This is a genomic window from Paraburkholderia sp. RL17-337-BIB-A (assembly GCF_046025895.1).
Classification (GTDB): domain Bacteria; phylum Pseudomonadota; class Gammaproteobacteria; order Burkholderiales; family Burkholderiaceae; genus Paraburkholderia; species Paraburkholderia fungorum_C.
Genome location: NZ_JARESY010000002.1, coordinates 2,028,677 through 2,055,158 on the forward strand (window position 1 = coordinate 2,028,677; position 26,482 = coordinate 2,055,158).

General features: G+C 58.7%; 16 protein-coding genes and 2 pseudogenes. 8 read left to right on the forward strand and 10 right to left on the reverse strand.

Translation table 11 applies throughout. The features are described 5' to 3' along the window. Positions 1-98: 98 nt before the first annotated feature. On the reverse strand, positions 99-1,709 hold the full coding sequence (locus P0D84_RS29920; protein WP_408342596.1) for a methyl-accepting chemotaxis protein: 1,611 nt from the start codon (positions 1,707-1,709) through the stop codon (positions 99-101). Positions 1,710-2,958: 1,249 nt separating this feature from the next. Here P0D84_RS29920 and P0D84_RS29925 point away from each other — a divergent pair. Further along, positions 2,959-3,210, forward strand: a complete 252-nt coding sequence (locus tag P0D84_RS29925; RefSeq protein WP_408342598.1) for a hypothetical protein — start codon at positions 2,959-2,961, stop codon at positions 3,208-3,210. A gap of 434 nt (positions 3,211-3,644) precedes the next feature. Here P0D84_RS29925 and P0D84_RS29930 read toward each other — a convergent pair whose 3' ends face one another. The 6 genes and pseudogenes from P0D84_RS29930 to P0D84_RS29955 all read right to left on the reverse strand — a co-directional run bounded on the left by P0D84_RS29930 (position 3,645) and on the right by P0D84_RS29955 (position 12,128). Continuing rightward, positions 3,645-4,292, reverse strand: a complete 648-nt coding sequence (locus P0D84_RS29930) for a glutathione S-transferase N-terminal domain-containing protein (RefSeq protein WP_408342600.1) — start codon at positions 4,290-4,292, stop codon at positions 3,645-3,647. A 1,078-nt stretch (positions 4,293-5,370) separates the two neighbouring features. After that, positions 5,371-6,243 (reverse strand): annotated as a pseudogene (locus tag P0D84_RS29935) (fumarylacetoacetate hydrolase family protein). Between the two features lie 207 nt (positions 6,244-6,450). Beyond that, the gene (gene glcF, locus P0D84_RS29940) at positions 6,451-7,785 is read right to left on the reverse strand and encodes a glycolate oxidase subunit GlcF (RefSeq protein WP_408342602.1); all 1,335 of its coding nucleotides are present in this window, start codon (positions 7,783-7,785) and stop codon (positions 6,451-6,453) included. Position 7,786: 1 nt separating this feature from the next. Beyond that, positions 7,787-8,992 carry a glycolate oxidase subunit GlcE gene (glcE, locus tag P0D84_RS29945; protein ID WP_408342604.1) on the reverse strand — a complete coding sequence of 402 codons (1,206 nt, stop codon included), beginning with the start codon at positions 8,990-8,992 and terminating at the stop codon, positions 7,787-7,789. An 18-nt stretch (positions 8,993-9,010) separates the two neighbouring features. Continuing rightward, a complete protein-coding gene (locus P0D84_RS29950) occupies positions 9,011-10,498 on the reverse strand; it encodes an FAD-linked oxidase C-terminal domain-containing protein (RefSeq protein WP_408346137.1) in 1,488 nt (495 codons plus the stop codon). A gap of 991 nt (positions 10,499-11,489) precedes the next feature. Next, on the reverse strand, positions 11,490-12,128 hold the full coding sequence (locus P0D84_RS29955; RefSeq protein ID WP_408342606.1) for a hydrolase: 639 nt from the start codon (positions 12,126-12,128) through the stop codon (positions 11,490-11,492). 995 nt (positions 12,129-13,123) lie between these two features. Here P0D84_RS29955 and P0D84_RS29960 point away from each other — a divergent pair. The 6 genes and pseudogenes from P0D84_RS29960 to P0D84_RS29985 all read left to right on the forward strand — a co-directional run. Then, on the forward strand, positions 13,124-13,414 hold the full coding sequence (locus P0D84_RS29960) for a XapX domain-containing protein (protein ID WP_408342608.1): 291 nt from the start codon (positions 13,124-13,126) through the stop codon (positions 13,412-13,414). Continuing rightward, positions 13,411-15,291: an amidohydrolase gene (locus P0D84_RS29965; protein ID WP_408342610.1), complete on the forward strand. Its 1,881-nt coding sequence runs from the start codon at positions 13,411-13,413 to the stop codon at positions 15,289-15,291. Before P0D84_RS29960 ends, P0D84_RS29965 begins: the two co-directional genes overlap by 4 nt. A 773-nt stretch (positions 15,292-16,064) precedes the next feature. Then, positions 16,065-17,669 (forward strand): MFS transporter, encoded by a 1,605-nt coding sequence (locus tag P0D84_RS29970; protein ID WP_408342612.1) that lies wholly within the window; start codon positions 16,065-16,067, stop codon positions 17,667-17,669. Between the two features lie 64 nt (positions 17,670-17,733). Next, a complete protein-coding gene (locus P0D84_RS29975) occupies positions 17,734-18,855 on the forward strand; it encodes an HlyD family secretion protein (RefSeq protein ID WP_408342614.1) in 1,122 nt (373 codons plus the stop codon). Positions 18,856-18,875: 20 nt separating this feature from the next. Further along, complete coding sequence (locus tag P0D84_RS29980; RefSeq protein WP_408342616.1) at positions 18,876-20,378, forward strand: efflux transporter outer membrane subunit; 1,503 nt, start codon at positions 18,876-18,878, stop codon at positions 20,376-20,378. Positions 20,379-20,829: 451 nt separating this feature from the next. Then, positions 20,830-21,239: pseudogene (locus P0D84_RS29985) on the forward strand (methyl-accepting chemotaxis protein); the annotation flags it as partial. Between the two features lie 798 nt (positions 21,240-22,037). Here P0D84_RS29985 and P0D84_RS29990 read toward each other — a convergent pair. Next, positions 22,038-23,138, reverse strand: coding sequence for an IS5 family transposase (locus P0D84_RS29990; protein WP_408342618.1), 1,101 nt, complete (start codon positions 23,136-23,138; stop codon positions 22,038-22,040). Between the two features lie 249 nt (positions 23,139-23,387). Beyond that, positions 23,388-24,488 carry an IS5 family transposase gene (locus P0D84_RS29995; protein WP_408346140.1) on the reverse strand — a complete coding sequence of 367 codons (1,101 nt, stop codon included), beginning with the start codon at positions 24,486-24,488 and terminating at the stop codon, positions 23,388-23,390. A 167-nt stretch (positions 24,489-24,655) separates the two neighbouring features. Here P0D84_RS29995 and P0D84_RS30000 point away from each other — a divergent pair, with 167 nt between their 5' ends. Continuing rightward, a complete protein-coding gene (locus tag P0D84_RS30000; protein WP_408342620.1) occupies positions 24,656-25,738 on the forward strand; it encodes an IS630 family transposase in 1,083 nt (360 codons plus the stop codon). A gap of 20 nt (positions 25,739-25,758) precedes the next feature. Here P0D84_RS30000 and P0D84_RS30005 read toward each other — a convergent pair whose 3' ends face one another. Beyond that, the gene (locus tag P0D84_RS30005; protein ID WP_408342622.1) at positions 25,759-26,289 is read right to left on the reverse strand and encodes an isochorismatase family protein; all 531 of its coding nucleotides are present in this window, start codon (positions 26,287-26,289) and stop codon (positions 25,759-25,761) included. Positions 26,290-26,482: the final 193 nt, after the last annotated feature.

Consider the following 26,482-nt stretch of genomic DNA (forward strand, 5'->3'; position numbering starts at 1 on the left):
GCCGTCACCCACTCCGTTTTCAAAAGAGCCAAAAAAGACACGGCGTCGGTGAGACGCCGTGTCGTAGAACACTTTCAAATCAGCGCAGTCGTTCTGCTTCAAGCTGCGACGGGGCTCACGCTGCCGTCGGGCGGCAGCTGGAAGGATTTGACCGACAGCCACAAGTGCTGGGTCTGGTCCTCGAGTGACTGTGCTGCGGCGGCGACCTGCTCCACGAGCGCGGCGTTCTGCTGAGTCACGGTGTCCATTTGGGACATCGCACCGGCTATCTCCTGAATTCCGCCGGACTGAGCCGTAGATGCATCGGAAATCTCCGCGACGATACCGGTGACGCGTTGAACGTCCGATGAAATTGCAGTCATATTGCGACCGGCCTCCGACACGAGCGATGCGCCCGTTTCAACGAGCTCGACCGACGCCTGAATGAGCTCTTTCACATCCTTTGCGGCGCTCGCCGAACGCTGTGCCAGCGAACGGACTTCCCCTGCAACGACGGCGAAGCCCCGTCCCTGCTCACCAGCTCGAGCAGCTTCAACCGCTGCGTTCAAAGCTAGGATGTTCGTCTGGAAGGCGATCCCGTCAATCATGGCAATGATGTCAGCCATCCGAACGGATCGCTCGCTGATTTCTTTCATCGTCTCGGTGACTTGCAGGACGGTGAGATGACCACGCTCCGCCGAATGCATCGCCTCGGTCGCCAGCATGCTTGCCTTTTGAGCATTCTCTGCGTTTGATTGGACGGTGCCCGTGAGCTCGCCCATGCCGGCGGTAGTCTCCTCCAGCGAGGCAGCTTGCTCCTCTGTCCGCGCGGAAAGGCTTATGTTACCGGCCGCAATCTGCTGCGCGGCCGTAGCAATCGCCCCGCTACCGTTTCTCACAAGCGTAACTGTGTCAACGAGACCAAGACGCATCTCGGCCAGGGCATTCACCAGCGAACCGATTTCGTCGCCAGCGCCCGGCATGTCGTCATGACGCAAATCCCCAAGGGCAATGGCTTTGCATTGTTCGAGGGCGGCCTGCAACGGCGCCCCGACCGACGCGCGAATGCTCAAATAGGTAACGCCTGCAGCGATAAGACCACACAGCAGCGCCGCCGCTGTAAGCGCACGAAACATACTGAAGGTCGACTGTGCGTCAGCAAATTTCGCTTGTGCAACTCGCGTTCGTGTTTCGTTGAGATTGCCACAGCTTTTTTGAAACGCGACGTAAGCCGCAAATCCATCATTGGACAGCTCTATGAGCCGTCCCTGATCCGGAGTCAGGAGAACAACGGCCAAGTTCCGATAGACTTGTTGCACCTTCGCCAGGCGACTGGCAACGTCGGCGCTGGCACGCTCTTCGTCACCCGACTTTGGCAACGAATAGTACAGATTCCACGCCTGATCGGCCCGCTTGCTCACATCCGCTGCCAGGTCCAGCAGTTGCCGCTCCGACTCGCGGTCCTTAGCCAGAGCAGCCCGGTCGAGTGCCACCCGCTGACGAAGCATGAAAATCTGCGTATCGCCGATTGAAATTGCCCCAGGCAACTGAACGACAAAAATGTCGCGGCTCACCCCGTTGCTTGCAGTCATCCCCAAAATCCCCATAGTGCCAACCGTAAGAAGAAGCACGGACAACAGCAGCATGGAGACGCTAATACGAGTTCTTATCGAGAAATTTGAAAGCACGTTTTCACTTAGATATACTAAATTGTCTTGTTGCGAAGCCACGATGTTGTCCTTGCATCACGCACGCATGAATGCGAACGAAACTGTGCTCAACAACACGGACTGGTGTTTTGCGACGTCTAATCCGAACGGTACAGGTGCTAGTGTCGTCCACCTCATCCGGTAGCGATACAGCTTGCGGTGGCTCTGGAACCGTGACCGTCATCAGTTCGCAAGGCACCCTACAAATCGCATAATTTAGCTAATGATAATTTAAACGCGTGCTGGCCTACTGTCAAGATTGATGTGCGCGCGGGAGTGGCCACAATTCGGCGTTGATTTCAGCCAACCTCGCATGCCGTGCGTCGGCAATCTGGGTTGCTTGCTTTGGACCGCACCGCCGCCACTAACGCGCCGCCCAGCGCCACGTTGAGTTGACGCTGTTTTTTGAAAGGGAGACGGCGGGCAAACGTTGCCAAGGCGCTTTGGCACTAGGCAGCGTCCTTGCTGTGTTGGGCGTGTCGTTTCCACCACGGTTTGCAATTGCGGCTTGACGTGCAGCCACAGTTGGGCACCGGAGAAGCCTTGGCGCTTTGGTCAACGTTCGGCCCCTCTGCTGGCTGAGACGATGTCTGTTTCTCGTGTGCGAAGGAGGTAGCGTAACCCCCAAACGGCGTCGCGCGAATCCGCTTGAGCTCACCGCACGGACCGCACACCCTGCTCACCTGCGCCTTACAAAAGCGCAGAGAGGATTCGTTTCAGCAATGATGGTGACGACCTTTTCGCCGTTGCTTTGACGCCCTGTGCTGCAACGGATTGTGAGTTCGACCGGGAGTTCTCAACCGGGTTCCGCTTGAGGAAGCCTTGTAGCTCGGACCACGTTCCACCTTGAAAAATATCGAGCCTCGCAACAGGGACACCGATACTCGAGAATTGCTGAGCCTCAGTGGCAACCGCCTCGCGGGTCGCGTGCTGCATGTGTCGATACGGTTACTTCTCCGTATAGGCATGCTTTCGCTCCAATCGCGCTTTCGCTGGCGACGACAGCCCTTCACCTCGGCCCGAAGGCCGAGGTGAAGGGCTACCATCGGATAAACCACGTCATCGTGGTCGATACGGACGGTCGGGCCGACGATGGTCTGATTTACGGTGTCTTTGAGGTGCTCTAACTGAGGACGGCGTATATTATCAGCCTGTAGCAGTGAGATCTGGCCGTCGCCGATATCTATGGGCAGGCGGTCGGGACGGAAGAGTTCCCTCTCGGCTTTTAGCCTTAAAGGCTAGATGGTCCCGGGTAGAGTAAGGAGGCGTAGTGAACAAGTTGAGCAGCTTCGAAGCCGACATCCGCCCATTTTTTACGCAGCGGGATATTCAGGCGATGAGCAAGGCATTCAACCTAGCAAGTTATGACGACGTCAAGGCCCACGCGGCTGCAATTTTCGATCGGATTCGCGGGATTGGTGGCGCTGTCATGCCACCGCCGCCGCCCAAAGGAGAAGGTCCATGGACCCAATCCCGCATCGATCTTTTCGCCAAATGGGTAGCGGACGGCTGTCCACCGTAGTCGGCCCCTGAGAGGCTGCGGAAGAGTTGCAGATTTGCCAAGAGTGAGACGAAACGTCGGCAGGCGTGATACGTCCAGAAACCGGTCGACGGATTTTGGGCTTGGTTGTTCGCGCTATGAAGGCGTTACCACCTGTTGTTCTGCGACATCATCGCACGATCTATAGCAAGGCGCCGTCGGGACATTGCCGCCCTGAGTGCTCCGGCTCGCACAACAACTATCGCGCGTACCTTCTCGCGAACCAAAGTCCGGAAGATATTTTTCCACAACTCTGGCTCGGACCGTGCGCCGTCGAGCTGCGGTTTTGCGGCGTCGAGGACCAAAGATTGGGTCGCCGTGCTTTTGGAAGGCCTATCGAAGGTATGAACGCGCATCCGATCGTCCCCCTCTCGTCGTGGTCGCGTCGGAACCTCGTGTCCGCGAGTCTTTGTTGTTTAATGCCGCCTACCGCCGGAAAAATTAGACGCATTAAGATAGGTTCGGATGGTTGCAGGGCGCCGCCTAACCTCTTCTTCCCACCGCAGTAGGTTTGGGAAGCCAGACAGCTCTTGCTTCTGCTTTCTCCAAACGGTAACCCACGGAAATATTGCCATATCAGCAATCGTGTACGCATCGCCAGCGACGAAGTGGGTAATTCCAAGTCGGTGGTCCAGCACCCCGTAGAGCCGCGCCACTTCCCGATGAAAATAGTTCTCCGAATGGATTTGACTATCCTGCGTAGTTGCGATGAAGTGGTGATATAGCCCTCCAGCAGGTCCGAGTCCTCCTACCTGCCAAAACAGCCATTGGACAACCGCGCTTCGTCCGCGCAAGTCAGTTGGTATGAAAAGGCCAGACTTTTCCGCGAGGTAAAGGAGGATTGCCCCCGACTCAAATATCGCTACCGACTTGCCACCGTCCGCCGGTTCATTGTCGACGATAGCGGGCATTTTTCCGCTAGGCGAGATCTTAACGAATTCCTGTTCATGTTGTTCGCCCGCTAGTAGATCAACGGGGATGATCCGGTAGGGAAGCCCCGACTCTTCCAGGAAGATCACAATCTTAAGGCCATTCGGTGTGGGCCAATAGTAAACGTCGATCATGCCAGGGCTTCTAGTTGTTGCGCGTGGTCGAACGCCGCAATAGTAGGCGCAGAATGCGATCTGCTTTCTCCAGACGCGACCGTACCCATGAACTCGGGAAACCAAATCGGGCACGAGATTCTTGTGCTAGTTCTGACCATAGTGATGCTCATATCGTATCTCGCATCATTTCTACTATCGTTCCTTGTTCAATGTCGACTCGTCCCGAGCGAAGGAATTCGCTGCCATCCTCGGCTACCGAGATTTGCTGCGGCCAGTTTGCCGCTATTGCACGCCGCCTACGAGGACCAAGGCGACCTAAATAGTCACGCTTACCATTACGGCTGCTGCGGCTGTCATGTCGTCTGCAGCGCTGACCGTGATCGAACACTCACAGGTTCGACCTGCCTGGTCGGTCGACGGTTCGCTCGACAGATTAAAAATCCTCTAAGGCTTCCTCAAGACGTTCATTAACGCAGTCGTGCTTGCGCTGGTCGAAGTGCTCGTATCGCTCGCACGGCTACCGCTCCCGCGCCTAGTGGTCAAATCCATAAATCGACAATTCGAGCGAACACGGGGCTCTTCCACAAATTAAGTTACCCCCGGCCGGCGGCTTACCTTCTATGAGTTAGGCCCCCGCCTGCCTCTCGCCTCGTGACCGACACGTCAGTACTCGCGCCAATCACGCTCGTGGTCGCCTCCTTCGCAATTGGCGTACTGCATTGCCAATGCGCTAAGCATGGCCCCCGTGGAGTTGGATGCGCTCGAATCGTCTAGCCACGTCAAATCATCAAAACAATAGATTCTCGTCAATGTTGTCGAGCTTAATACTTCACTCAGGTGGACGGGCACCCTCCTAGGATTGTTCGCGATATCCCCGGGATACGCACGTGCGAAGACATCCATCCTCTCTCGCTCACTCGACCGCGTCGACAACAGTGATCCGGCACCGCACCGACAACAACGATCAGCCTCCTTCGATTCAGCCTATTCCTTGTCCGCTTCGGATTCTCCCTTGTTGCACTTATTGCCGTGCGTTCGCGCCCAAGATGGTCATCGCTCCTCCCGCCTTATCCGGGAAATGACGCCCACTAAGCATCTATGGCTCCCCATTGGCAATTACGCTGTTTCTAATGGAATTTCTTAGTGCCCCCAGACCTTCAATCTCCACTTCGCACACATCGCCGGCCCGCATCCACAGTGGCGGATTCCGCGCCATGCCGACTCCTGCAGGCGTGCCGGTGACGATGATGTCACCTGTCTGTAACGTAAGCACCTCGCTCATCAGCGTAACGAGTGTCTCTACATCGAATATCATGTCCGAGATAGATGCCCCTTGCACAGCATTCCCGTTTAGTCGCGTCTCAAGGCTCAATCCCTTGCAGCCGGGAGGCAGAACTTGGGCCGGTACAAAATACGGGCCGAAAGCGCCCGTGCCGTCGAAGTTTTTCCCCATGGTCCATTGCGGCGTCTTGAACTAATAATCTCTGAGGGTGGCATCATTGAAGATCGAATATCCTGCCACGTGGTCAAGGGCGTTGTTGCGTGAAATATGGTGCCCCGGCTTGCCAATGACCGCGACCAGCTCGCCCTCATAGTCCAGTTGTGATGACTGGGGCGGGAGAATGATCGGATCAAGGTGTCCAATCAGGCTCGAGGTGAAGCGGGCAAACACGGTTGGATACTTTTTCTCTTCAAATCCCGTCTCGGCGGAATGGTCCCGATAGTTGAGTCCGATGCAAATGATCTTGTTGGGGCGCGACAGCGGAGGCAACAGGCGCACAGCATCGAGATCGACCGCTGTTCCGGCTGCCAGTCCCTCGGCGACGGTTGCAAAATCGACGCCGTTGGCGATCAGGAAATCGAGATCGCCTGGATACCCCGTGTCGTCAACGAACATCCCGGTGCACTTGCCATTGCGTTCGACCGCCAGGCCTCGACGCCCCTTCACTTCATAGACAGCGAAACGCATAGTATTCTCCTTTGCGAATATGAGGAAACGAGTTCAATCTTCTGGACATCGGCACCGATCGAGACCATGCTGCCATGCACGTTGCGATCTGGCATGACGAACATAGTTTCAGACCATTCTCAGGAAAGCAGCTCATCGGGACGTGCGACGGGAATTTCGGCTTGTGCACTTCCCCCAAGTCCAGATCGAGCGCCTGTGCCCTTCGCATCAGCTTTTTTGCGGCATTGCAGCCCCAGTCTCCGCCCTCATCGAAGACAATGATTCGGGCATGGGACCGCCTGTAGCCCAGTCAAGCAGCTCGACTGTATGCACGAAGGGAATCCCGATCGAATCGGAGAGCTGCGTCATGCAACCGATGTTGCCGCTCGCAGCAACGTCGGCGTTGACTGAACGGATGCTAGCTACCTTGCGCTTCTTCAACTCACCCGCGATCTCCGGCTGCAGCATGTTATAGACGCCGGCAGAGCCACAGCATAAGAAGCCATCTGGCGGCTCGACAACCTCGAAGCCCGCATTGCGGAGCAGGTTGACAGGCTGGTGCACGATGCGTTGACCGTGCTGCATTGAACACGCGGAGTGATAGACCACCTTCAACGCCCGGTGTGACCGCGTTGCTAGCATCCCCACCTCCGTCATGAACTCCGTAATGTCCTTGGCGAGCGCACCTACTCGCGCGGCCTTTTCACTCCATTCCGGATCGAGCCGCAGCGCATGCCCGTAGGCCTTGACCGACATTCCGCATCCCGAGGTATTGATGATGATTGCGTCGAGACCACCAGGATTCTCCACCTCCTTCAGCCAGGCAGCGATGTTCGCCTTCACCAGGGGAAGCGCATGCGTCTGCAGTCCCATATGCTCGGGAGGCGCACCACAGCAGCCTGCGCCGCTGGCCACGACAACCTCCACACCGTGACGCCGCAAAAGACGGATAGTCGCCTCATTGATCGCAGGATCCAGCACCGTCTGCACGCATCCGTTAAGGATGCAGACCCTCGCCCGACGAACACCTTCTGCCGGAAAAACCTGTGGGCGGTCTACCGGACTCGAGTGGGGTAGCCGACCTCGTGGCGCGATTTCCAGAATCGCTCGCAGCGGACCCGTGAAAATCCGCCGCACGGGGCGAGCGAGATTCCCAGCTAGTAGCCCCAGACGAAACAGTCGTGGATGGGGGATCACCAACGTCAGAGCGCGCCGGATCACCCGTTGCGACAGCCGCCGACGGTAGGTTGTTTCAATGTGCTCCCGTCCATTGGCGATCAGCTTTGAATACTGCACGCCTGAAGGGCAAATCGCCTCGCACGCGAGGCAGCTGAGACAGCGATCGAGGTGTTCCACGGTCTTCTCGTCCGGCGTACCACCCTGCTCGTACATGTTCCGCATGAGCACGATACGTCCGCGAGGGCTGTCGTTTTCATCGTGCCGGACCTGGTACGTCGGGCAGTGCGACAGGCAAATGCCGCAATGAACACACGTCCGGATGATGTCGTTCGATAGCGCAATGTTGGGATCGGCCAAAGCGCCCTCGGGAATGCGAGTTCTCATGTTAGACCGCTCCTCCCGTTACTGCCCCCAACTTTCCCGGATTGAGAAGTTCCTTGGGGTCGAACGCTCGCCGGACCCGCTCGCCAAGACGCTGCAGCGCCTCTGACCGGGAGTGAAACGTGCCAATCTTGCGGCGCGAATTTGCTGGAGCCCGAAGCAGACACGCATTGCCGCCAACGGCGGCGACCTCATTGCGCAACGCCCCGGCTTGCTCCTCTGCCTTTGCGACGGTGGTCCGAACGAAGACTTGACAGCCTCCCCAGTCGTAGATAGCCTCGCCGCCCAGCAATTGCACCATGCGAGCCGCCTGCATGCATGGCAACGCGAGGCGCCAGACGCATGAGTTCTGATCGGCGGCGAAGCAAGACAGGTCTCGGATGCCCCGCCAGAACTGGCTGCTTTCGTCACCGACAATCGTACGGATATCGGCGAGTTTGTGCAGACGCTGTTCGATTTCAGCCCTGCGCCCTGCGACCGACTCGCTGAACCCCTCGAGACGAAGCGCTGTCGTCGACGCTTCGGTACGGCCGCCACCGAGGTGCACGGCGGCGCTGATCTCGACAGGCAGGCGCAACATGTCGCTGATCAAGCCCACGGCCTTCGCATCATCGAGCCCGCTCAACAGTACGGTAGCCTCCCACGTCGGACGAGGGTGAACCTTCAGTGTGACGGAGGTAAGCGCCGCAAGAACCCCGAACGAGCCGGTCAACAGGCGCGGCATATCGTAGCCGGTAACGTTCTTCACGGTACGCCCCCCGCCCTTGAACAGCTCCCCGCGCCCGTTCACACCCTCCACTCCAAGCACGGCATCGCGAGCCGCACCGGCCAGAATGCGGCGAGGGCCAGCGATATTGCAAGCGATAACACCTCCAATGGTGTCGGCCCCATCATCGCCAAAAAAAGCGGCGTAGTCGGGAGGCTCGAAGGAGAGGTGCTGCGCATTCGCCGCTAGCGCCTCGCGTACGGCGGAAACAGGCGTTCCTGCTCGCACCTTGATGACGAGTTCTTCAGGTTCATAGAACTCTATACCGGACAAACGTGACATATCCAAAACTGCGTCGGCCTTGACAGGGTCGCCAAACGAACGCTTCGTACCTCCACCGACGATTTCGAACGGCTGGCCGCTGGTATTTGCCTCCAGAATGATCTGCACAAGTTCGTCCGTATTTTTAGGGCGGACGATACACGGGGGATGAAGCGTGTACATGTCTGTCATCTCCGCACCCTAAAACCGGGGGATTCCTGCGAAGCGCATCTTGCCGTCGCGCATCCGCATGCGTCCAAGTTCCACACAGCGGCAGGGTGTGGGAAACACCTTGCCGGGATTGAGTAGCTCGTCAGGGTCGAAAGCGCACTTCAGACCCAGTTGCTGGGCCAGATCGGCGTCATTGAACTGGTAGGGCATCAGATCGCGCTTCTCGATACCCACGCCGTGCTCGCCACTGAGTACACCACCGAGGTCGACACAGGCCTTCAGGACGTCTGCTCCGAACGCCTCCGCTTTTTCAAGATCACCTGGCCTCGCCGAATCAAACAGCACCATTGGGTGGAGATTGCCGTCACCAGCGTGGAAGCAGTTCGCGTACTCCAGTCCATATGTCTTCGATAGATTTTCGATGCGACGAAGTACCTCCGGCAGCTTCCCGCGAGGAATGGTTCCATCTGTGACGTAGACATCTCTTGCGATCTTGCCCATCGCACCGAATGCCGCCTTGCGACCCTGCCATAGCTGTTCGCGCTCCGTTTCAGTCTTGCTGATCCTCAGTTCCGCGAGGCCTATCTCCCTCGCAATCACCTCGACGCGCGCGACGAGGGCGTCCACTTCTATCGCGGTGCCGTCCAGTTCACATAGCAGAATGGCCTGAACCTCGGGGGGGTGAATTTCGCCCAGCATCGAAGAGACTGTGTCGATGACCTTGCGGTCCATAAACTCCAGACCGGCGGGAATGATGCCGTGGGCGATAATCGCGCCTACGCATCGACTTGCGTCCTCGACGTTCGCGAATCCAAGCGATAGAACGCGCGCGATTGGCGGCTGCGGGGTCAGGCGAACCGTAATCTCCGTGATGATCGCGAGCATGCCTTCTGACCCAATCAGTACGCCTGTCAAATCGAATTCCCCATCAGTCCCGCCAACGAAGGGACCACCAAAACGGATGACGTCCCCAGTCAGCAATACCGCCTCCATCCCGGTGATGTGGTTTGACGTGACGCCGTATTTGAAGCAATGAACGCCTCCCGAATTCTCCGCCGCGTTGCCGCCAATGGTCGCAATCGCCTGACTGGATGGATCTGGCATATAGCAGAGACCCAGATGCTGCACCGCCTCGGTAACACGGACGTTCGGCACACCAGGCTGCACTCTCGCGACGCGGTTTTCAGCATCCACCTCCAAAATCCGGTTCATCCTCGCCGTGCCCAGCACGATTCCATCTTCGACCGGCAACGCGCCGCCGGACAGCGAGGTGCCAGACCCGCGCGGAACGATCTTGATTCGCTCTTCGCGGCAGTACTCAAGTACGCCTCTCACCTGCTCAGTGCTATCCGGAAGGACGACTAGAAGCGGCAATGCGCTATAGGCGGTGAAACCGTCGCACTCGTATGGACGGCGTTCGGCCTCGTTGTCCAGTACCCATTCTTGCCCCACGATCCGCCGCAGGCATTCCGCGATAAGGTGGCGACGCTGAACAATCGACTCGTCAACCGGGAGCATTTTCACGACTCATTTCCTCCGTCCCCGAGCAAAGGCACTTAGAGCACGAACACCGGACCTGTCCCGGTACCATCGCTTGTCGCGATCCGTAGACTTCGTCCATGCGCTTGCCTCGGATCATCTTGTTACGCCTGACAAGTAGTGTTGTCTGAACTACGGTTTTTCCAACAGTACGGCGGCAACAGGCGGCTATCTGAAATGCGACCTTACCTGTATAGCCTCTCGCGAGCCGCCGGCGAGTATCAGCGTGGCCGCCACGAAGCCAATTTGCTCAACGGGAATCGCAACGCTGTAATGAGACACCCCGACAAAAATGACACACACCGACAAAACTGATCGGCTTATCAGGCTCAGTTATGACATCAGGCAGTGTCCCGACTCGATCACCGATGTCCATTGCCACGAGTTTCTCAAAGAGGGGCCTTTTCACGCTCCAGCCGCGCACGATTAGCTCGACTTCCGCCCCGCTGATATCGATCCGCTGTGTGCCAGCGATCCGAGCTTCCGCCTGAACGCGTGTGACGCCGAGCACCGACGTCAGCAGAAAGGCTTGACAAATCCTTCGCCCGAGAAGGCCCGCGAAATCGCCCTCCTCAACCGCGAGGCAACAACTGCACTGACGAGGCACAGAGCCGCGCCGCGCAATTGAATTTGCGCAAGGCAGGATAACTGCCGACACACAAATAAAGCCAGACCGACCCGTCAGCCGGCCCGCCGGGCTCCGAGAGCGGCGAACCGTTGCTTAAAAAAGCTTCGAAACAACGCTGCCGGACGATTTGCCCCCCAACCGTCGCTTACCTAAGTAAACAGAGTCGCGCGCAACGTGCGCTCCAGAGGACCGTAAACTTTCCTTCGCCGGACAAAGGACCTCAATTCCAACGAGATCTGGAACTAGTCCGCAGAAGCACTTGAATCGATGGCAAGAGCTGTTCCTTGTCGGCTGAACTCGCGATGCAACGCGGTGGGCCTTCTCGATTACGTGCAAGTGTGCTCAGGCACCGCCTTCGCTAGCATGCTCGCCGAGAATCTGCTTTGCATAGCGCACCCCAATGCCGTACGCGGTGTTCTCCTTGAAGATGTCCATGACCCCGTTGTATGTTTCGGCGCGCGCCCAGTCTCGTTGCAGTTCGCACATAAACTGCACCGAGTTCATGGGCACCGCACCGACTTGAATCATCCGTTGCACTGCTCGTTCGTGCGCCTCTTCGGTGACGTCGCCGCATGCATCGGTCGCAACATAAACCTCGTAGCCTGCGGCGCGCATCTGGATGGTCGGAAACGCGACACAGACCTCAGTCCACAGGCCCGCGACTACAATCTTCTTGCGCCCAGTTTTCTCGATTGCCTGGCGGAAGTTCGGGTCCTCCCAAGAGTTCATCCACGTGCGGTCGATCGGCACTTGCTCCGGAAATACCGATTGCACCTCCGGGATCATCTGTCCGCTGAATGACTGTGCGGCGATGGTCGATAGAATCGTAGGCACCTTGAACAGTTTTCCCGACTTCGCCAAGACCTGAACGTTTTGCATGATTGTTGTGCGATCGTGCGAATGAACGCCGAAAAACATCTGTGGCTGGAAGTCTATCAATGCGAGAGCGCATGTATCGGGCGATAGCAGTTCGTAGGCCATGTACATCTCCTTAAGCAAAATGTAGGTCACGGGCAGAACTTAGATAAGTGCCCGCGATAGTTGGATCGAAAAGTTCCGCTCGACAAGATGTCGAGGTATTTTCTGCATTGCGCCGTCTTTGGCTAAATAGACTACCGACGGCCCTGAACGACATCGTGCGGTCTCGACCGCAAGTCCCGCTATGGGTCCCGGTAACTTAAAGTCTATGCTGATCGCAGACGAAGAGGTCGTGAAATGCCGCTTAATAATTCTTAACGTTCATCCTTCGGGCAAACGACGGTCGTGTGACAAGAGCGTTAAGAGAGCTAGCGAGATCGGTGTCCCGAACGTCGTCCATATATCGTTGCGTATACATTTAAGGCCTAGTACTAGTCGGTTCCTTCGCCACGTCGTTTATGACACGCGATTTCAGGCCGTACCTGTGCGCTCCACAACCGAAGCAAAGATGGGCTGCATAGGAATAAAAGCAGCTCTGGAATCGAATTCCCAGCGAATCGCGGTTTGTTCGTGAAGATCTATTGAGCAGACTGGATAAACGGCCACCCCTGCCTGAGCATGTGACTCACAAGCGACTCTCTGCGTAGCGTCCTCCGTGCCGTACGTCAGCGACGAGTACCGTGAGCGTAGAACGCACGTAAAAGGCGGGAACCCCCTACGATTAGTCCAGACAGTGAACCTGCTATCCCAGCAATTTTCGGGGGACTGGCGGGCGCTATTTGAAGAAGCGGTTGCTTCGCCTGTGGACAACCGGCATGCCGTGCAAAGAGATGTTCGGCGTGCGTCCTCACACATCGGAGCGAGTATCCCGCTTAACACTAAATTCAGGACATTTAAGGCGCTGCACCAGCACATCTGGGCGTATGGTATTTGGCATCGGTCAGTGCACATTGGCGTACGAAAGCATAGTTTTGTTGAAGCAGCCGCGTACTGTCGGATTAAGCCGTAGTCTCGTTCGCTGGCAAGCTCGGTGACGCGACACCAAGGGGGTCAGTCCGATGAAAATGTATATCTTCTCCCTGCTTGCCGGCGTTTTGGTCGGCTTGATCTACAGCCTAATCCAGGTGCGCTCGCCGGCGCCTCCGCTCGTGGCACTCGTCGGATTGCTTGGCATCCTCGCAGGCGAACAGATCATTCCGGTCGCTAAGCAGATGCTTTCGGGAAGCGGCTTTCACACGGCCTGGCAGGCATCGAAATGCGACCAGCACATTTTCGGCTCGCTACCTGGCCGCCACGCGGGACGGACGGAAGGTATCGCCTCCGCGAAATCACCGGAGAAACAGTCATGAGCAGTCGCGCGACAGACGCCCCAAACCTGATTCTTCATAACGGCCGCTTTACGACGCTTGACAAACGCAAGCCCACGGCGGAAGCCGTCGCAATCGGGGACGGCGTGTTCACCGCCGTTGGCAGCAACATCGAAATCCTCATGCTCGCGGGAGATGCCACGCAGGTCATCGATCTGAATGGGCGAAGTGTGCTGCCGGGCCTAATCGATAACCATTTGCATATCATTCGAGGCGGCCTGAATTTCAACATGGAGCTGCGCTGGGACGGCGTGCGTTCCCTCGCCACGGCCATGGAAATGCTCAGGCGTCAGGTGGCCGTTACGCCACCGCCGCAATGGGTACGCGTCGTAGGCGGCTTCACGGAGCATCAGTTCGTTGAAAAGCGCTTGCCGACGATTGACGAAATCAACGCGATCGCTCCCGACACGCCGGTCTTCATCCTGCATCTCTACGATCGCGCGATATTGAACGCCGCCGCGCTGCGCGTGGTGGGTTACACGAGAGAAACACCCGAACCTCCGGGTGGCGAAATCGTGCGCGATGCGGCGGGCAACCCGACCGGCCTGCTGCTCGCAAAGCCCAATGCCGCCATCCTGTACGCGACGTTGGCGAAGGGTCCAAAGTTGCCGTTCGAGTACCAGATCAATTCCACCCGTCACTTCATGCGCGAACTGAACCGCCTTGGCGTAACGGGCGCGATCGACGCAGGCGGCGGCTTCCAGAACTATCCGGAAGACTATGCAGTAATCCAGAAGCTTTCCGACGAAGGCCAGCTTACCATTCGTCTTGCATACAACCTCTTCACGCAGAAGCCGAAGTCCGAGAAGGATGACTTCCTGAACTGGACAAAAACCTCGACCTACAAACAGGGCAATGACTATTTCAGGCACAACGGCGCGGGGGAAATGCTCGTCTTCTCTGCCGCTGACTTCGAGGATTTCCGTCAGCCTCGCCCCGACATGCCGGACCCGATGGAAGACGAGTTGGAAGGTGTCGTGCAAATCCTTGCACAAAACCGCTGGCCGTGGCGCCTGCACGCCACCTACGACGAGACGATTAGCCGCGCTCTCGACGTATTCGAGCGTGTAAACCGCGAGACGTCGCTCGCAGGGTTGAATTGGTTTTTCGACCATGCGGAAACAATTTCGGAGCGTTCCATGGATCGCATCGCCGCGCTCGGCGGCGGAATTGCCGTGCAGCATCGCATGGCCTATCAGGGCGAGTACTTCGTCGAACGTTACGGGTCGACGAGGGCCGAGACCACGCCGCCCGTCGCTCGTATGCTCGAAAAGGGCGTCAAGGTATCGGCCGGCACCGACGCAACTCGCGTCGCATCCTACAACCCGTGGGTGTCGCTTGCCTGGCTCGTCACGGGGAAGACGGCAGCGGGCATGAGGATCTATCCGCAGCGCAACTGCCTGGACCGCGAAACGGCCCTGCGCATGTGGACGGAGAACGTTACGTGGTTCTCCAATGAAGAAGGAAAAAAGGGACGCATCCAAAGCGGCCAGTTCGCAGATCTGATCGTCCCTGACCGAGACTTCATGACGTGTCCCGAAGCCGACATAGCGGATATCACCTCCACGCTTACCGTTGTAGGCGGAAACGTCGTCTACGCCTCCAGTCCCTTCGCCGACCTCGATGCGCCGATACCGCCGGCAATGCCCGACTGGTCGCCGGTGCGATCATTCGGCGGATACGCCGCATGGGGCGACGAGGATAAGCCGCTGCAACGCACGGCAGCGCAACTATGCGCGTGCGCAAATGTGTGCGGACTGCACGGTCATGCGCATGCCACGGCATGGTCGCGCACTGTGCCCGTGTCCGACTTCGGGAGTTTCTGGGGTGCGCTCGGATGTTCTTGCTGGGCGGTCTAGCCACCGCTCCTGTCAGGGTCTCTTGGCGGTGACTCACGTCGCTCTAACGTCGGGTGTCATGCGTCGGTGGTCGGGATCGAGGAAGCGCGGAGATGCGGTAGTGTCCCGCGCCGGCAATCGCAACGGTCTCGAAGATGATGAGTGTGTACGCTCGGAGTTGGTGTGCACAATTTCTTCCCCATGACTGGACACAATTCACTACTCCGGCGGGCGTGAGTTGCGCTCGGCGATTCGGCAGTTGAAGCGTCATTCGCGGCATGCGTATCCAGCAGCCGGAATTGATGTTCGACCGCAGAAAGATAGTCATTTCAGCCGACATCGAGTTCGCATTTCAGCACGATAGCTCCGCATTCGGGATGTTAGTTGCTAACCTGCCGCCGCATGTCCGGGTTGTTTCACCTACTCGACGCTCAGTCGTGTCTTTCCATCGATTGGGCGATTATTGTGAGGCATCGTCGGCTCACCTATTCGGCCTTTGCTTGTCGGGTCATCCGTGGGAAGACCCCCGAGACGGGATGGTAAGGATGAGCACACGCGTGCAATGGCTTCGCGGGTTTGACGGTCTCCATCAGGTGGCCGGCGGCGCGCCCGCGCTGGTCATCTTGAGCTATACGCAGTCTTGCAGTACGCAATGTGGTTAGCAAATCCAATGGAGTTGCGAATGCGCGCCATGTATCAGGGCCCCGCCACTTTCCGGAACGACGGCGCTGCCATCGCTATACCACACTCGGGGTGGCCGCTGCGGACATCCCTCGACGCGGGTGGTACATCCCATGAGTGATACCGCCATGCAGGCTTCGATCCCAACATCGCCCGCTCCGGGGCTAACGCTTTCGCCAGCGCATACGCGGCCGCTGCTGTTCGGCCTCGGCCTCGCCACAGGCATGGAGTTTTACACGTTCGACAGCATGAACCTGGTACTGGCGGACCTGACCGGCACGCTGGGCGTGTCGGCGGACGAGGCGAGCTGGCTGCTGACGGTATATAGCTGTTCGCTCTTTCTCGGCGTACCGGTCTCGATCTGGATGGCGGGACACTATGGCTACAAGCGCTTCCTGATCACGACCATCGTCGTGTTCGCGATTGCGTCGATGGGCTGCGCGGTCTCACCGGATCTCGATTCGATGCTGATCTGGCGCGCCATCCAGGGGCTGGCCGGGGCCGGTCTCGTCGTATGGTGGCGCGCCAGCATCTATGTGCTCTTGCCCAAACCCCAGCGGAGTCCGGCTCTGATGCAGGCGTCCACGCTGCTTTATCTGTCGAGCGCGGCCGGGCTTCTGGTAAGCGGCTATATCACCGACCATTTCCATTGGCGGCTGATCTTTTTGCCGAATCTGTTGTACGCGTGCGCCGCGATATGGCTGCTCGCGCGCTACTTTCCGACCCTTCCACGTCCCGCCTCCGAACGCGCGGTCAGCATCGACTGGCTCGGCATCGTCCTGCTCGCCACTGCGCTTATTTCGCTGCAGATTATCCTCAATCGCGGCGAAATCGACGATTGGTTCGGGTCCTTTCATATCCGGCTGCTGGCCTGGACCGGCGGGGCGGCCCTGCTTCTGTTCGTTGCATGGCAGGCAAGTCCCTTCAACCGCACCCCGCTCCTCTGGCTCGACCTGCTACGTGACCGTCGCGTCTTGTCGTCCGCGCTGATCGGCGTCTTCACCGGCATGATCCTGTCGGGCAGCCTGTTCGTGCTGCCCGAATTTCTGCGCAATCTGTCGAGCCAGACGCATAGCGCGACCCAGACCGGGCAGATCATGTGCGTCTATGCGCTCACTGCGGCGGCCATCCGGCCACTAATGGTCGGTCTCATCGCGCGCGTCGGCCAGCGCAAGACCATCGTGATCGCTCTCGTCATGCTGATTGCCTCGATGATCCTCTTCAATCGCCTGCTGACCAGCGACACGCCGGGTTACTACTACGTCGCTCCGCTAATCCTGTACGCGTGCTGCCTGTCCCCGTTGTTGCCGGCGGTGGGCAGCGGCACCGTTGCAAAGATCGAGCAGAACAAGCTGCTCGACGGCGTCTCCTTGTACATGACCTTTCGCCAGTTCGGCGCTTCGCTTGGAGTTGCGCTGCTGACCATTCTCATCGGGCATCGCGAGACACTACATTCATCTCGCCTGTTCGAACACCTGCGCCACGACAATCCGGTAACGTATGACTGGCTCTCGTCGATAAGCGCAACGCTTGTCGCACGCGGCGGCTATACCCCCTTCGAGAGCCAGCACGCTGCGGTAAGACTGCTCGCCGAGGCAGGTGCACGCCAGGCTGCAACGCTTAGCAACGCGGACGCATTTGCTTTTATGGCGGCCGTCGGCGTGGTTGCGCTGTGCCTCGTTCCAATCATTCCGCCGACCCCGGTGGTCAAAAAATAAGGAGCGTGGCCGTCAAAACGCTCCCTGTTCCAACTCTAGTCCCTCTGTACGTCCGGAGACAGCGATGAGCGAAGCGCCGCCGCTTCAAAAGCCCTCGACTACCCCGCCTTCTGTCGAAGAGCATCCGGCGCCTTCGCAGCCCCAAAAACGACGCTGGCTGCTCGTCGGCGCGCTGGTACTGTTTGTCCTGCTGGCCGTCGCTGCCTATTTCCTGGTGCCTGACTTGTACGAAAAGCAGACGGACGACGCGTATGTCGACGCACACGCTGTCTCGATCATCCCCAAGGTCCCGGCCTACGTGAAGACGCTACATATCGACGATAACAGCAAGGTGACAGCGGGCCAGCTGCTCGTTGAACTAGACCCGCGCGACTATGTCGTCCAGGCGGATCTGGCACGCGCCAATGTCGCGACCGCAGAAGGGAAACTCGAGGAAGCGCGCAATCAGGTCTTGGTGGCCGACGCCAATACCGGCCAGCAGCAAGCGGAGCTTGAAGTTGCCAGAGCCAATGCAAAGCTTGCGGCCATCAACCTCGGCCGGCTGCAATCCGTTTCCGACGTGCGCGCCGTGTCATCGGAGCGGGTCGACGAGGCGAAAGCGGCAGCCGACGGTACACGGGCATCCGTTACTGCGGCCCAGGTCAAGGTCGACGCGGCGAAGGCGCAGGCCACGCTTGCACGCGCCCAGGTCGAAACGGCCGAGGCCTCGGTCGCCCAGGCTCAAGCCGAGCTGGCACAGGCGACACTCAACCTGTCGTACACAAAGATCTACGCAACTCAGGCTGGAAGCGTCGCGAACAAAAGCGTCGAGCAGGGCAACTTCGTGCAGCCCGGCCAGACGCTTTTGACTGTCGTCCCGGACAAGCTCTACGTCATCGCGAATTACAAGGAAACACAGTTGACTCACGTGAGACCCGGCCAGCCGGCCACCGTCTTCGTCGACGCCTTTCCGGACTTGCGGCTTCATGCCCACGTCGACAGCATCCAGCGCGGAACCGGCTCTCGCTTCGCGCTGCTGCCGCCGGAAAACGCAACGGGCAATTTTGTGAAGGTGGTGCAACGTGTGCCGGTAAAGATCGAATTCGACAATCCGGGAGAGGCACTCAAGTGGATCTCGCCAGGCATGTCTGTCGAAACGGAAGTCTTTGTCAGGGAGCGCCCGGCATGGTTCGGCTTTCTGAATTGATGCCATACGGAACGGTCAGGATGGCTTTCTCGCAACGACGCTCACGAGTCGCCTCCGGCGTTGCCGTCACGGCCCTGACATGGCTCCTCGGCGGCTGCGCGGTTGGACCCGACTATGTGCCGCCAAAGTCGGACATGCCGGCCAGCTTTACCGAACATATAGGCTCAGCGACAGGTGCTGCGCAAGGATCGCCGACGCCGGATGACGCGTGGTGGGAAAACTTTGGTGACGCCACGCTCGACTCGCTCATTGCAGACGCGCTGAGCTCCGCACCCGACATCGCCGAGGCCGAAGCGCGTATCCGCGAAGCGCGGGCATTGCGCGGAATCGCCGGTGCGGCCCAGTATCCGACCGCCGACACAGGTGCCGAATACGACCGGACTCACGGCAGCGCCAACGTGCCGATTGGTGTGCCGCCCGGCGGTCTCGGTCCGGGCGCCAATGGCAACCTATGGCAGACCGGCTTCGACGCGTCCTGGGAGATCGACGTGTTCGGCGGCAAGCGGCGCGGCGTTGAGTCCGCCGACGCGGCCTATCAGGCTACCGTGGCAGACCTCGGCGATGTCGAGTTGACGCTGGTTGCGGAGATCGCACGCAACTATGTCGAATTGCGCGGCGTCCAGCGGCAACTCGCGGTCGCGCGGAGCAATCTTTCGATCCAGCAGGACTCGCTGTCGCTGACCCGCTCGCAATTCGACGCCGGGCTCGCCTCGCGCCTCGATGTGCTGCGTGCACAGTCGCAGGTCTCGGATACGGAGGCCGCGATCCCGACTTTCGAAGCGAACGAACGCGCGGCCATCTATCGAATTGGCGCACTGATCGGCCGTCCGCCAGAACAATTGCTCGCGCAACTGGATACACCTGAGGCGGTTCCCTTGCCGGTCGCGGACGTGCCTGTGGGTCTGCCGTCGGACCTCCTGCGCCGCAGGCCGGATATCCGCGCGGCCGAACGCCGGATTGCCGCCGCGAACGCCCGGATCGGCGTTGCCGAGGCCGATCTCTATCCGCACTTCTCGCTCACCGGGGTGGCGGGCCTGGAGAGCCTGAACGCCTCGACCTTTCTCACCGCGCCGAGCCGCTATTTCTCCATCGGCCCGAGCATCAGCTGGCTGATCTTCGATGCCGGAAAGGTCCGCTTCGGAGTGCGTGCCGAAGAGGCACGCACCGACCAGGCCGCCGCCGCGTACCAGCGCACGGTGCTAGGCGCGCTGCGCGATGTCGAGACAGCGCTCGTGTCTTACGCGCAATCGAAAGTGCGGCGCGAGAGGCTCTCGGCCGAGGTCGCCGCTGACCGGGACGCCGTGACTATCGCGACACGGCTCTACCGGCAAGGTATCGAAGACTTTCTGTCGGTGCTCGATGCCGAACGCTCACTGTACGCCGCCAATGACAAGCTCGCGCAAAGCGATCGCGATACCGCGCTTGCGCTCGTCGCGCTGTACAAGGCGCTGGGCGGCGGCTGGCAGGCAGAGGGCAGCGCTGCAAATATCCCGGCATTCCGAAGTGATGTTGGTCCAGACTGAGATCGCTCACGTAAATCGGCTCGGTTTCTCCATCAAGCCATTAAAACAAACGACGTCGCGGCAGTAGCCTACCGATCGGCGACGGCCGGGCTGTTCGACTGTAGGGGTCGACGGGAAGTCCGGCCGCGCACCGAAATCCGGGGCGGTTCATTACTGTGGTTAAACCTGCGAGGAGTGCGAGCTGCACAACTGCCTGGTCAAACGGCAGCGCTCTTGTCTGCGTTTGTCGCTTTCATAGCATCGCCACGTTTACGACAAGCAATCGCGTCAGCACAACTTAGCAACGAGGGCAGAAATACCGACTGGACCTCAAGCGATACAACTGACATTGTTTTTCAAAATAAAGTAAGCCTTCCAAAGGCGCATCGCAGATGTCTATGGCGTGAGACCAAGGCAAGTGTGCGAGCAGGCGACACATTCGATGAACCCGAGAATTCCGCTTGCTGTTGGCATGGGCCATGTGAAGCAGGCAATCCAGCAGGTCTCCGATATCGTCGATGAAATTGCCGCCGCATCCGGGGAGCAAAAGAACGGCGTTGAACAGATTGCCGTCGCAGTCAACCAGATGGATGAAGTAACGCAGCAGAATGCGGTGCTGGTCGAACAGGCCGCCGCCGCGTCGCAGTCGCTGGAACCGCAGGCGAACAATCTCAAAGACGTGGTTTCGGGTTCAAAGTCAATGAAGCAGAACCTGCTGGATCTCATGTGCCGGCGCCCCGGGGCAGGAGCGCCCCGCCGGTCGCAAGCCCTCCATTGCAGCCTCGAACGGCGCCGGCGAGAACGAAGAACGCACTGTCAAACGTCAGCGAAGGAAACATCGCCGCCGTCGAAACCGCTGATTCCGACTGGCAAGCCTTCTGAGCGAGGCGGAAGTTGGATAAGACAACTGAGTTGCTCGATTCGATGAGCGCGCTTATTGCCAAACACACCAAAGCGGCAGCAGTCCTGTCCGCACGCGCCATGGTCTTGGGTAAGTTCCTGGACGCAACGTTTTTGCACCTTACGCAAGCGCAAAGCGCAGAGATTCGAAAATCATTTCGGGTATTCACCGCGAGACCGTCTGTATGCCGCATCGTAATAATCGCTTCACCTGGAGGGTGATTATTCTCCATCTGCAACCTTCACCTGCTAGTAATCTGCCTGCCGCGTACCGCGCGACTCCTTCGGGTGACCTTGATGTGCTGAAAACATTCACCTTTCCATCAACCATTCGCTCTCCTGGAAGTCCCCACCTTTGCGAAGGGTTGAGTACCTCTCCACGGCTCTTGACTCCTGGAAACGCTCACCATCCTGGAATTCCTCACCATTCCCGAGACTCAATCTGTGTCCTCCGGATGAAAAGTTTCGCGGTAAGCCGGCACTCACAGAGCGCGTCGTGACATCGTCTACGCCGTACCAAGAAGTAGAATCCCGCCCGCAATGGTGGTTTGCGGCGGGTTGATGGACGGAAAACAACTCCGCGCGCGAAGGCGCGCTTGATCGAATGTTAGTGCTAAGTCCCTAGCAGGCTGCGGAAATACCTCCCTCCTGAAGCAACGTCCTTTGATCTGCGCGGCTACCGCCGCGCAATTTTCTGCATTGCGAAATTTCAACGCGAATCCAGCTTGTTTTTCGACGGTTTGAGGCCTGTTTTTCGCCTCATGACCGCAATTTCTGCCACTACGGGCGGACCTGTCCTAGCGAACGCATGCGCACCAGGTTGTAGGCGGCCATGTTCAGCACGAACATCTGGTCGACTTTCTTCAACCCGCGTACCATCACCTGGCGCATGCGCCCCACGGTCTTCGCCCACCCAAAGCCTTGTTCGATCAGCTTGCGCTTTTGCTGCGATATCGCGTAGCCCACACTGCGCGCAATCTCATCGGGCACGGCCGAACGGCGACCCGACGTGTTCTGCGCCACGTGCGGCGTGACCTTCATCTGCTGGCAAGCTTCGATGAATTCCTCTGCGTCGTAACCCTTGTCCGCGCCCAGCGTGATTTGCGCAGCCGCATCGCTCGCCGCCTGCCGCGCATCGTTGATCATGACCTTGGCCGCTTCACGTTCGGCATGTCCGTCAGCACAGCTCACCCGGGCATTGACCACCAGCCCATGGCGGTTGTCGGTCAGCGTGTGGCCCATGTAATGCAATTCGCTGGCCGTCTTGCCCTTGCGGTAAAGCCGTGCATCGGGATCGGTCTTCGACTCGTGCGTTTCGTTGCTCCGCTTGCAGCCCTTGAAGTCGCCCTCGCCGCTGCCACCGTCGTTATCCCTGTCGTCACCGTCCTTGCGCACAAAGCTCTTGTGTCCCGCCCACGCCTGGATCAGCGTGCCGTCCACGCTGAAGTGCTCGCCCGACAACCAGTTCTTCTTCTGCGCGACGCACAGCACTTCGTTGCAGAATTCGACCACGGCATCGTGCCGGATCAAACGCTCGCGGTTCTTCGTGAACACCGTCGGCACCCAGACTGAATCGTCCATCGACAGACCAATAAACCACCGAAACAGCAGGTTGTATTGCGTTTGCTCCATGAGCTGGCGTTCAGACCGGATGCTGTACAGGACCTGCAGCAGCATCGCCCGAAGCAGCTTCTCCGGCGCGATGCTCGGCCGGCCTCCCTTGATATCGGCCTCGTACATCCCGGCAAACACCCGATCCATCTTCGCCAGCGCCTCGTTCGCCATGACGCGAATCGAGCGCAGCGGATGCGAGGGCGGAACGAAATCGTCCAGCTTGCGCACGGAAAACAAACTCTCGGTGAATGTGTCGGTGCCGCGCATGATCTCCAGGGGGCGGGTGCAGTTCTTACATCGACGCGTTTGCTATCCGTCGCGATGACTTCAGTGCAAGGTATTTCCGCAGCCTGCTAGACGACGCACTAACAGGCCGTTGAAATATCCATCGTTGATGCGCTCAGATGCATTACGACGGATGCTGGGTTTGCACTTTTGAAACGCGGAACACGTTTGCGGGCATTCGGCGTTACTCGCGGGTTCACCATATCGGTGTTATCCATCGCTTCCTGCCCCTCAACCGGCAAGTGTGCGCATACGCGTCAGGTTGTAGCCGACCTGCGTCAGCACGAAGAGCTGGTCTACGCGTTCAAGTCCCCGATACATCGCTTGTCGAATTCGTCCGACTGTCTTGCCCCATCCGAACACCTGCTCAATGCGTTTACGTTTTTGCTGGCTGACCGCGTAACCGGCCCAGCGCGTAGTTCGCTCGTCAATTGCTGAACCTCCTGGACGCCCATCGTTTTGCACCACATGCGGCGTCACACGGTTCGCTCGACAACTGGCCACGAAACCGGCGGTGTCGTAGTTCTTGTCCGCGCCGACCGTGATGCCGTGCGGCGCAACACTTGCGGCATCGGCAAGCATCAGCTCGGCCGCGTCGCGCTCGGCGGTGCCCGTCGCCATCGTCACCTGTGCGTTGACCACCAGGCCATGCCGGTTGTCGGTCAGCACGTGGCCCATATAACAGAGCATCGCTCCGGTTCCTTTGCTCTTGCGAAACAGGCGCGCCTGCTCGTCCGTCGTGGATTGGTGCGTCGCGTTACTGCGCTTCTGTCCGTGCCAGTTGTCATTCGGCGCGGGCGGTTCGTCAGGAGGCGTGTCGTCTTTGTCCGGACTTGCCTTGGGCACAAAGCTCTTGTGCCCGGCCCATGCCTGAATCAACGTGCCGTCGACGCTAAAGTGCTCCCCGGAAAGATATCCGCGCTCGCGCGCGGTCTCGACTGTCTCGTTGAAGAGCAACACCAGCACATCGTGTTCGAGCAACCGGTCGCGGTTCTTGCTGAACGTCGAGTGGTCCCACACGGTCCCGTCCATTGGCAGGCCGACGAACCAGCGGAACAACATGTTGTAGGAAATCTGTTCCACCAGCATGCGCTCGCTACGAATCGAATACAGCACCTGCAGCAAAAGAGCTCGCACCAGCTTCTCCGGCGCGATGCTCGGCCGACCTCCCTTCGCGTCAGCCTCGTACATCCGCGCGAACACATCGCCCATGCGTTTAAGCGCGTCATTGAGCCAGGTGCGAATCGGACGCAACGGATGGTCCTTCGGTACAAAATCGTCCAGCTTCAACACCGTGAACATTGACTCGGTAAAACTATCTGGCCCACGCATCCGTTCCATCTCGCTCTCATTGATGACATCAGTTCAACGTTTACGCCTGCGTCCCGGATGACCGCTACATGAGGTATTTCACCGGCCTGCTAGTGTTCCGTCCCAGAAATAACTTTACGTAAATATGGATTGTTCTATGATCGAGTCGTGATGAACAGGAGGCGATCATGGGACGCAAGGGGATCGAGGTTGTGGTGTCGGAACTGGAGCGAGAACAGTTGCTGTCCATGAGTCGCTCGCGTTCGTTGCCTCATTCTCTGGTGCGTCGGGCAAAGATCGTCCTGATGGCCGCTGACGGTTTCACGACCAATGAAATTGCGATGCAGTGCGAAGTGACGCCACCGGCGATCACGCACTGGAAGAAGCGGTTTGTCGCTCAGGGGCTTGCGGGTCTGCATGATGAAGCTCGCCCAGGCCGACCACGCACACATGACGACGAGGCGGTCGCGGAATTACTGGCCAGGGTGTTGCATGAGAAGCCGGACGGGGCAACGCACTGGAGCGTGCGTTCTGCGGCCGCGCAGACAGGGATTTCGAAGAGTTCGGTTGCCCGGTATCTGTCGCTGTTCGGTATACAGCCCCATCGTTCAAAGAGCTTCAGGCTGTCTACCGATTCATTCTTCGTCGAGAAGGTGCGCGATATTGTCGGGCTGTACCTAAGCCCGCCCACCAACGCCCTGGTGCTGTGCGTCGACGAGAAGAGCCAGTGTCAGGCGCTGGAGCGCACGCAGCCGATGCTGCCGATGGGGCTGGGCTATCTCGAAGGCGTGACGCATGATTACGTCCGGCATGGCACCACAACCTTATTCGCTGCGCTCAATGCAGCGACGGGCGAAGTCATTGCTCAATGCAAGCCACGCCACCGGCATCAGGAATTCCTGGCGTTCCTCAGGCATATTGACCAGGTGGTGCCGGCCGATCTCGACGTGCATCTGGTCGTCGACAACTACGCGACTCACAAGCATCCGAGGGTCTGGGCGTGGCTCGCCAGGCATACGCGCTACCACATGCATTTCACGCCGACCTACTCGAGCTGGCTGAATCAGGTTGAACGCTGGTTTGGCCTGATTACGCAACAGGCGATCCGTCGTGGGTCATTCAGAAACGTGCGCCAGCTCATTGCCAGCATCGAACGTTATACCGAGCAGTACAACCAGCACAAGCGGCCCTTCGTATGGACCGCAACAGCCGATTCCATTCTCCAGAAAGTGGCCCGGCTATGCAAAGTTATTTCTGGGACGGAACACTAGTGTGAAGCACGCGTCGCCGGTCATTTGATCAATTTGAGTACCTCGCGGAATTTGACGTGGTCGCAGCTACGTAGCCATTCAAAGGCGATCATCTCGACGGTTACCAACTGCACCCCTGCCCGATCAAGTCGCTCCATTGCGGCTTCCAGGTCGGTATTCTTTCGGGACCCCACCGCGTTGCGCGCCACCGTCACTCCGATGCCTCTTTCGAGTAGGCCAAACGCTGTCTGAAGAACGCAAACATGCGACTCAGATCCTGCAAGCACCACACTGCCTGTACCGGTTGGCAACATCTCAACCAGTCCAGCGCCGCGCGCGTCGAAAGTGTTTTTCACGAGCGTTCGCGAACATAGATTCTTCACGTCGCGTAGATTCGGTCCGAGATGTCGCGGATTTTGCTCCGTTCCGAATACAGGAACACCGAGTATCTGCGCGATATGGCCGAGTCGGATAGCCTCCCGTAGGACCTCACCGCCTTGATGGATTACCGGCATCAAACGCTCCTGGAGATCAACCATAACGAGTGCAGAATCATCAATATTCATCATCATTGTCGTTCTCCCGTTTCCGCACGTCTTCTGCCATTTGCACCAGTCGACGAGAAATCCTCCGGTGACTGCAGCTGCGCCTCAGCAAGCACGCAAAGTGGCCGCGCGCCGCCGGACTCATCGGGCAGATGTCGACCCAGCTTGTGTGAAAACGCACGCTGATCGCCTAAACTGAAGTAACGCATTCAGGTCGGGC

What these genes read in the sequence shown, in the direction of transcription:
- glcE (WP_408342604.1), bottom strand. Translation starts at nt 8,992, where the DNA reads ATGTACACGCTTCATCCCCCGTGTATCGTCCGCCCTAAAAATACGGAC.
- P0D84_RS29980 (WP_408342616.1), top strand. Translation starts at nt 18,876, where the DNA reads ATGGCTTTCTCGCAACGACGCTCACGAGTCGCCTCCGGCGTTGCCGTC.
- P0D84_RS30000 (WP_408342620.1), top strand. Translation starts at nt 24,656, where the DNA reads ATGGGACGCAAGGGGATCGAGGTTGTGGTGTCGGAACTGGAGCGAGAA.
- P0D84_RS29955 (WP_408342606.1), bottom strand. Translation starts at nt 12,128, where the DNA reads ATGGCCTACGAACTGCTATCGCCCGATACATGCGCTCTCGCATTGATA.
- P0D84_RS29965 (WP_408342610.1), top strand. Translation starts at nt 13,411, where the DNA reads ATGAGCAGTCGCGCGACAGACGCCCCAAACCTGATTCTTCATAACGGC.
- P0D84_RS29950 (WP_408346137.1), bottom strand. Translation starts at nt 10,498, where the DNA reads ATGCTCCCGGTTGACGAGTCGATTGTTCAGCGTCGCCACCTTATCGCG.
- glcF (WP_408342602.1), bottom strand. Translation starts at nt 7,785, where the DNA reads ATGAGAACTCGCATTCCCGAGGGCGCTTTGGCCGATCCCAACATTGCG.
- P0D84_RS29970 (WP_408342612.1), top strand. Translation starts at nt 16,065, where the DNA reads ATGAGTGATACCGCCATGCAGGCTTCGATCCCAACATCGCCCGCTCCG.
- P0D84_RS29930 (WP_408342600.1), bottom strand. Translation starts at nt 4,292, where the DNA reads ATGATCGACGTTTACTATTGGCCCACACCGAATGGCCTTAAGATTGTG.
- P0D84_RS29990 (WP_408342618.1), bottom strand. Translation starts at nt 23,138, where the DNA reads ATGCGCGGCACCGACACATTCACCGAGAGTTTGTTTTCCGTGCGCAAG.
- P0D84_RS29995 (WP_408346140.1), bottom strand. Translation starts at nt 24,488, where the DNA reads ATGCGTGGGCCAGATAGTTTTACCGAGTCAATGTTCACGGTGTTGAAG.
- P0D84_RS29975 (WP_408342614.1), top strand. Translation starts at nt 17,734, where the DNA reads ATGAGCGAAGCGCCGCCGCTTCAAAAGCCCTCGACTACCCCGCCTTCT.
- P0D84_RS29960 (WP_408342608.1), top strand. Translation starts at nt 13,124, where the DNA reads ATGAAAATGTATATCTTCTCCCTGCTTGCCGGCGTTTTGGTCGGCTTG.
- P0D84_RS30005 (WP_408342622.1), bottom strand. Translation starts at nt 26,289, where the DNA reads ATGATGATGAATATTGATGATTCTGCACTCGTTATGGTTGATCTCCAG.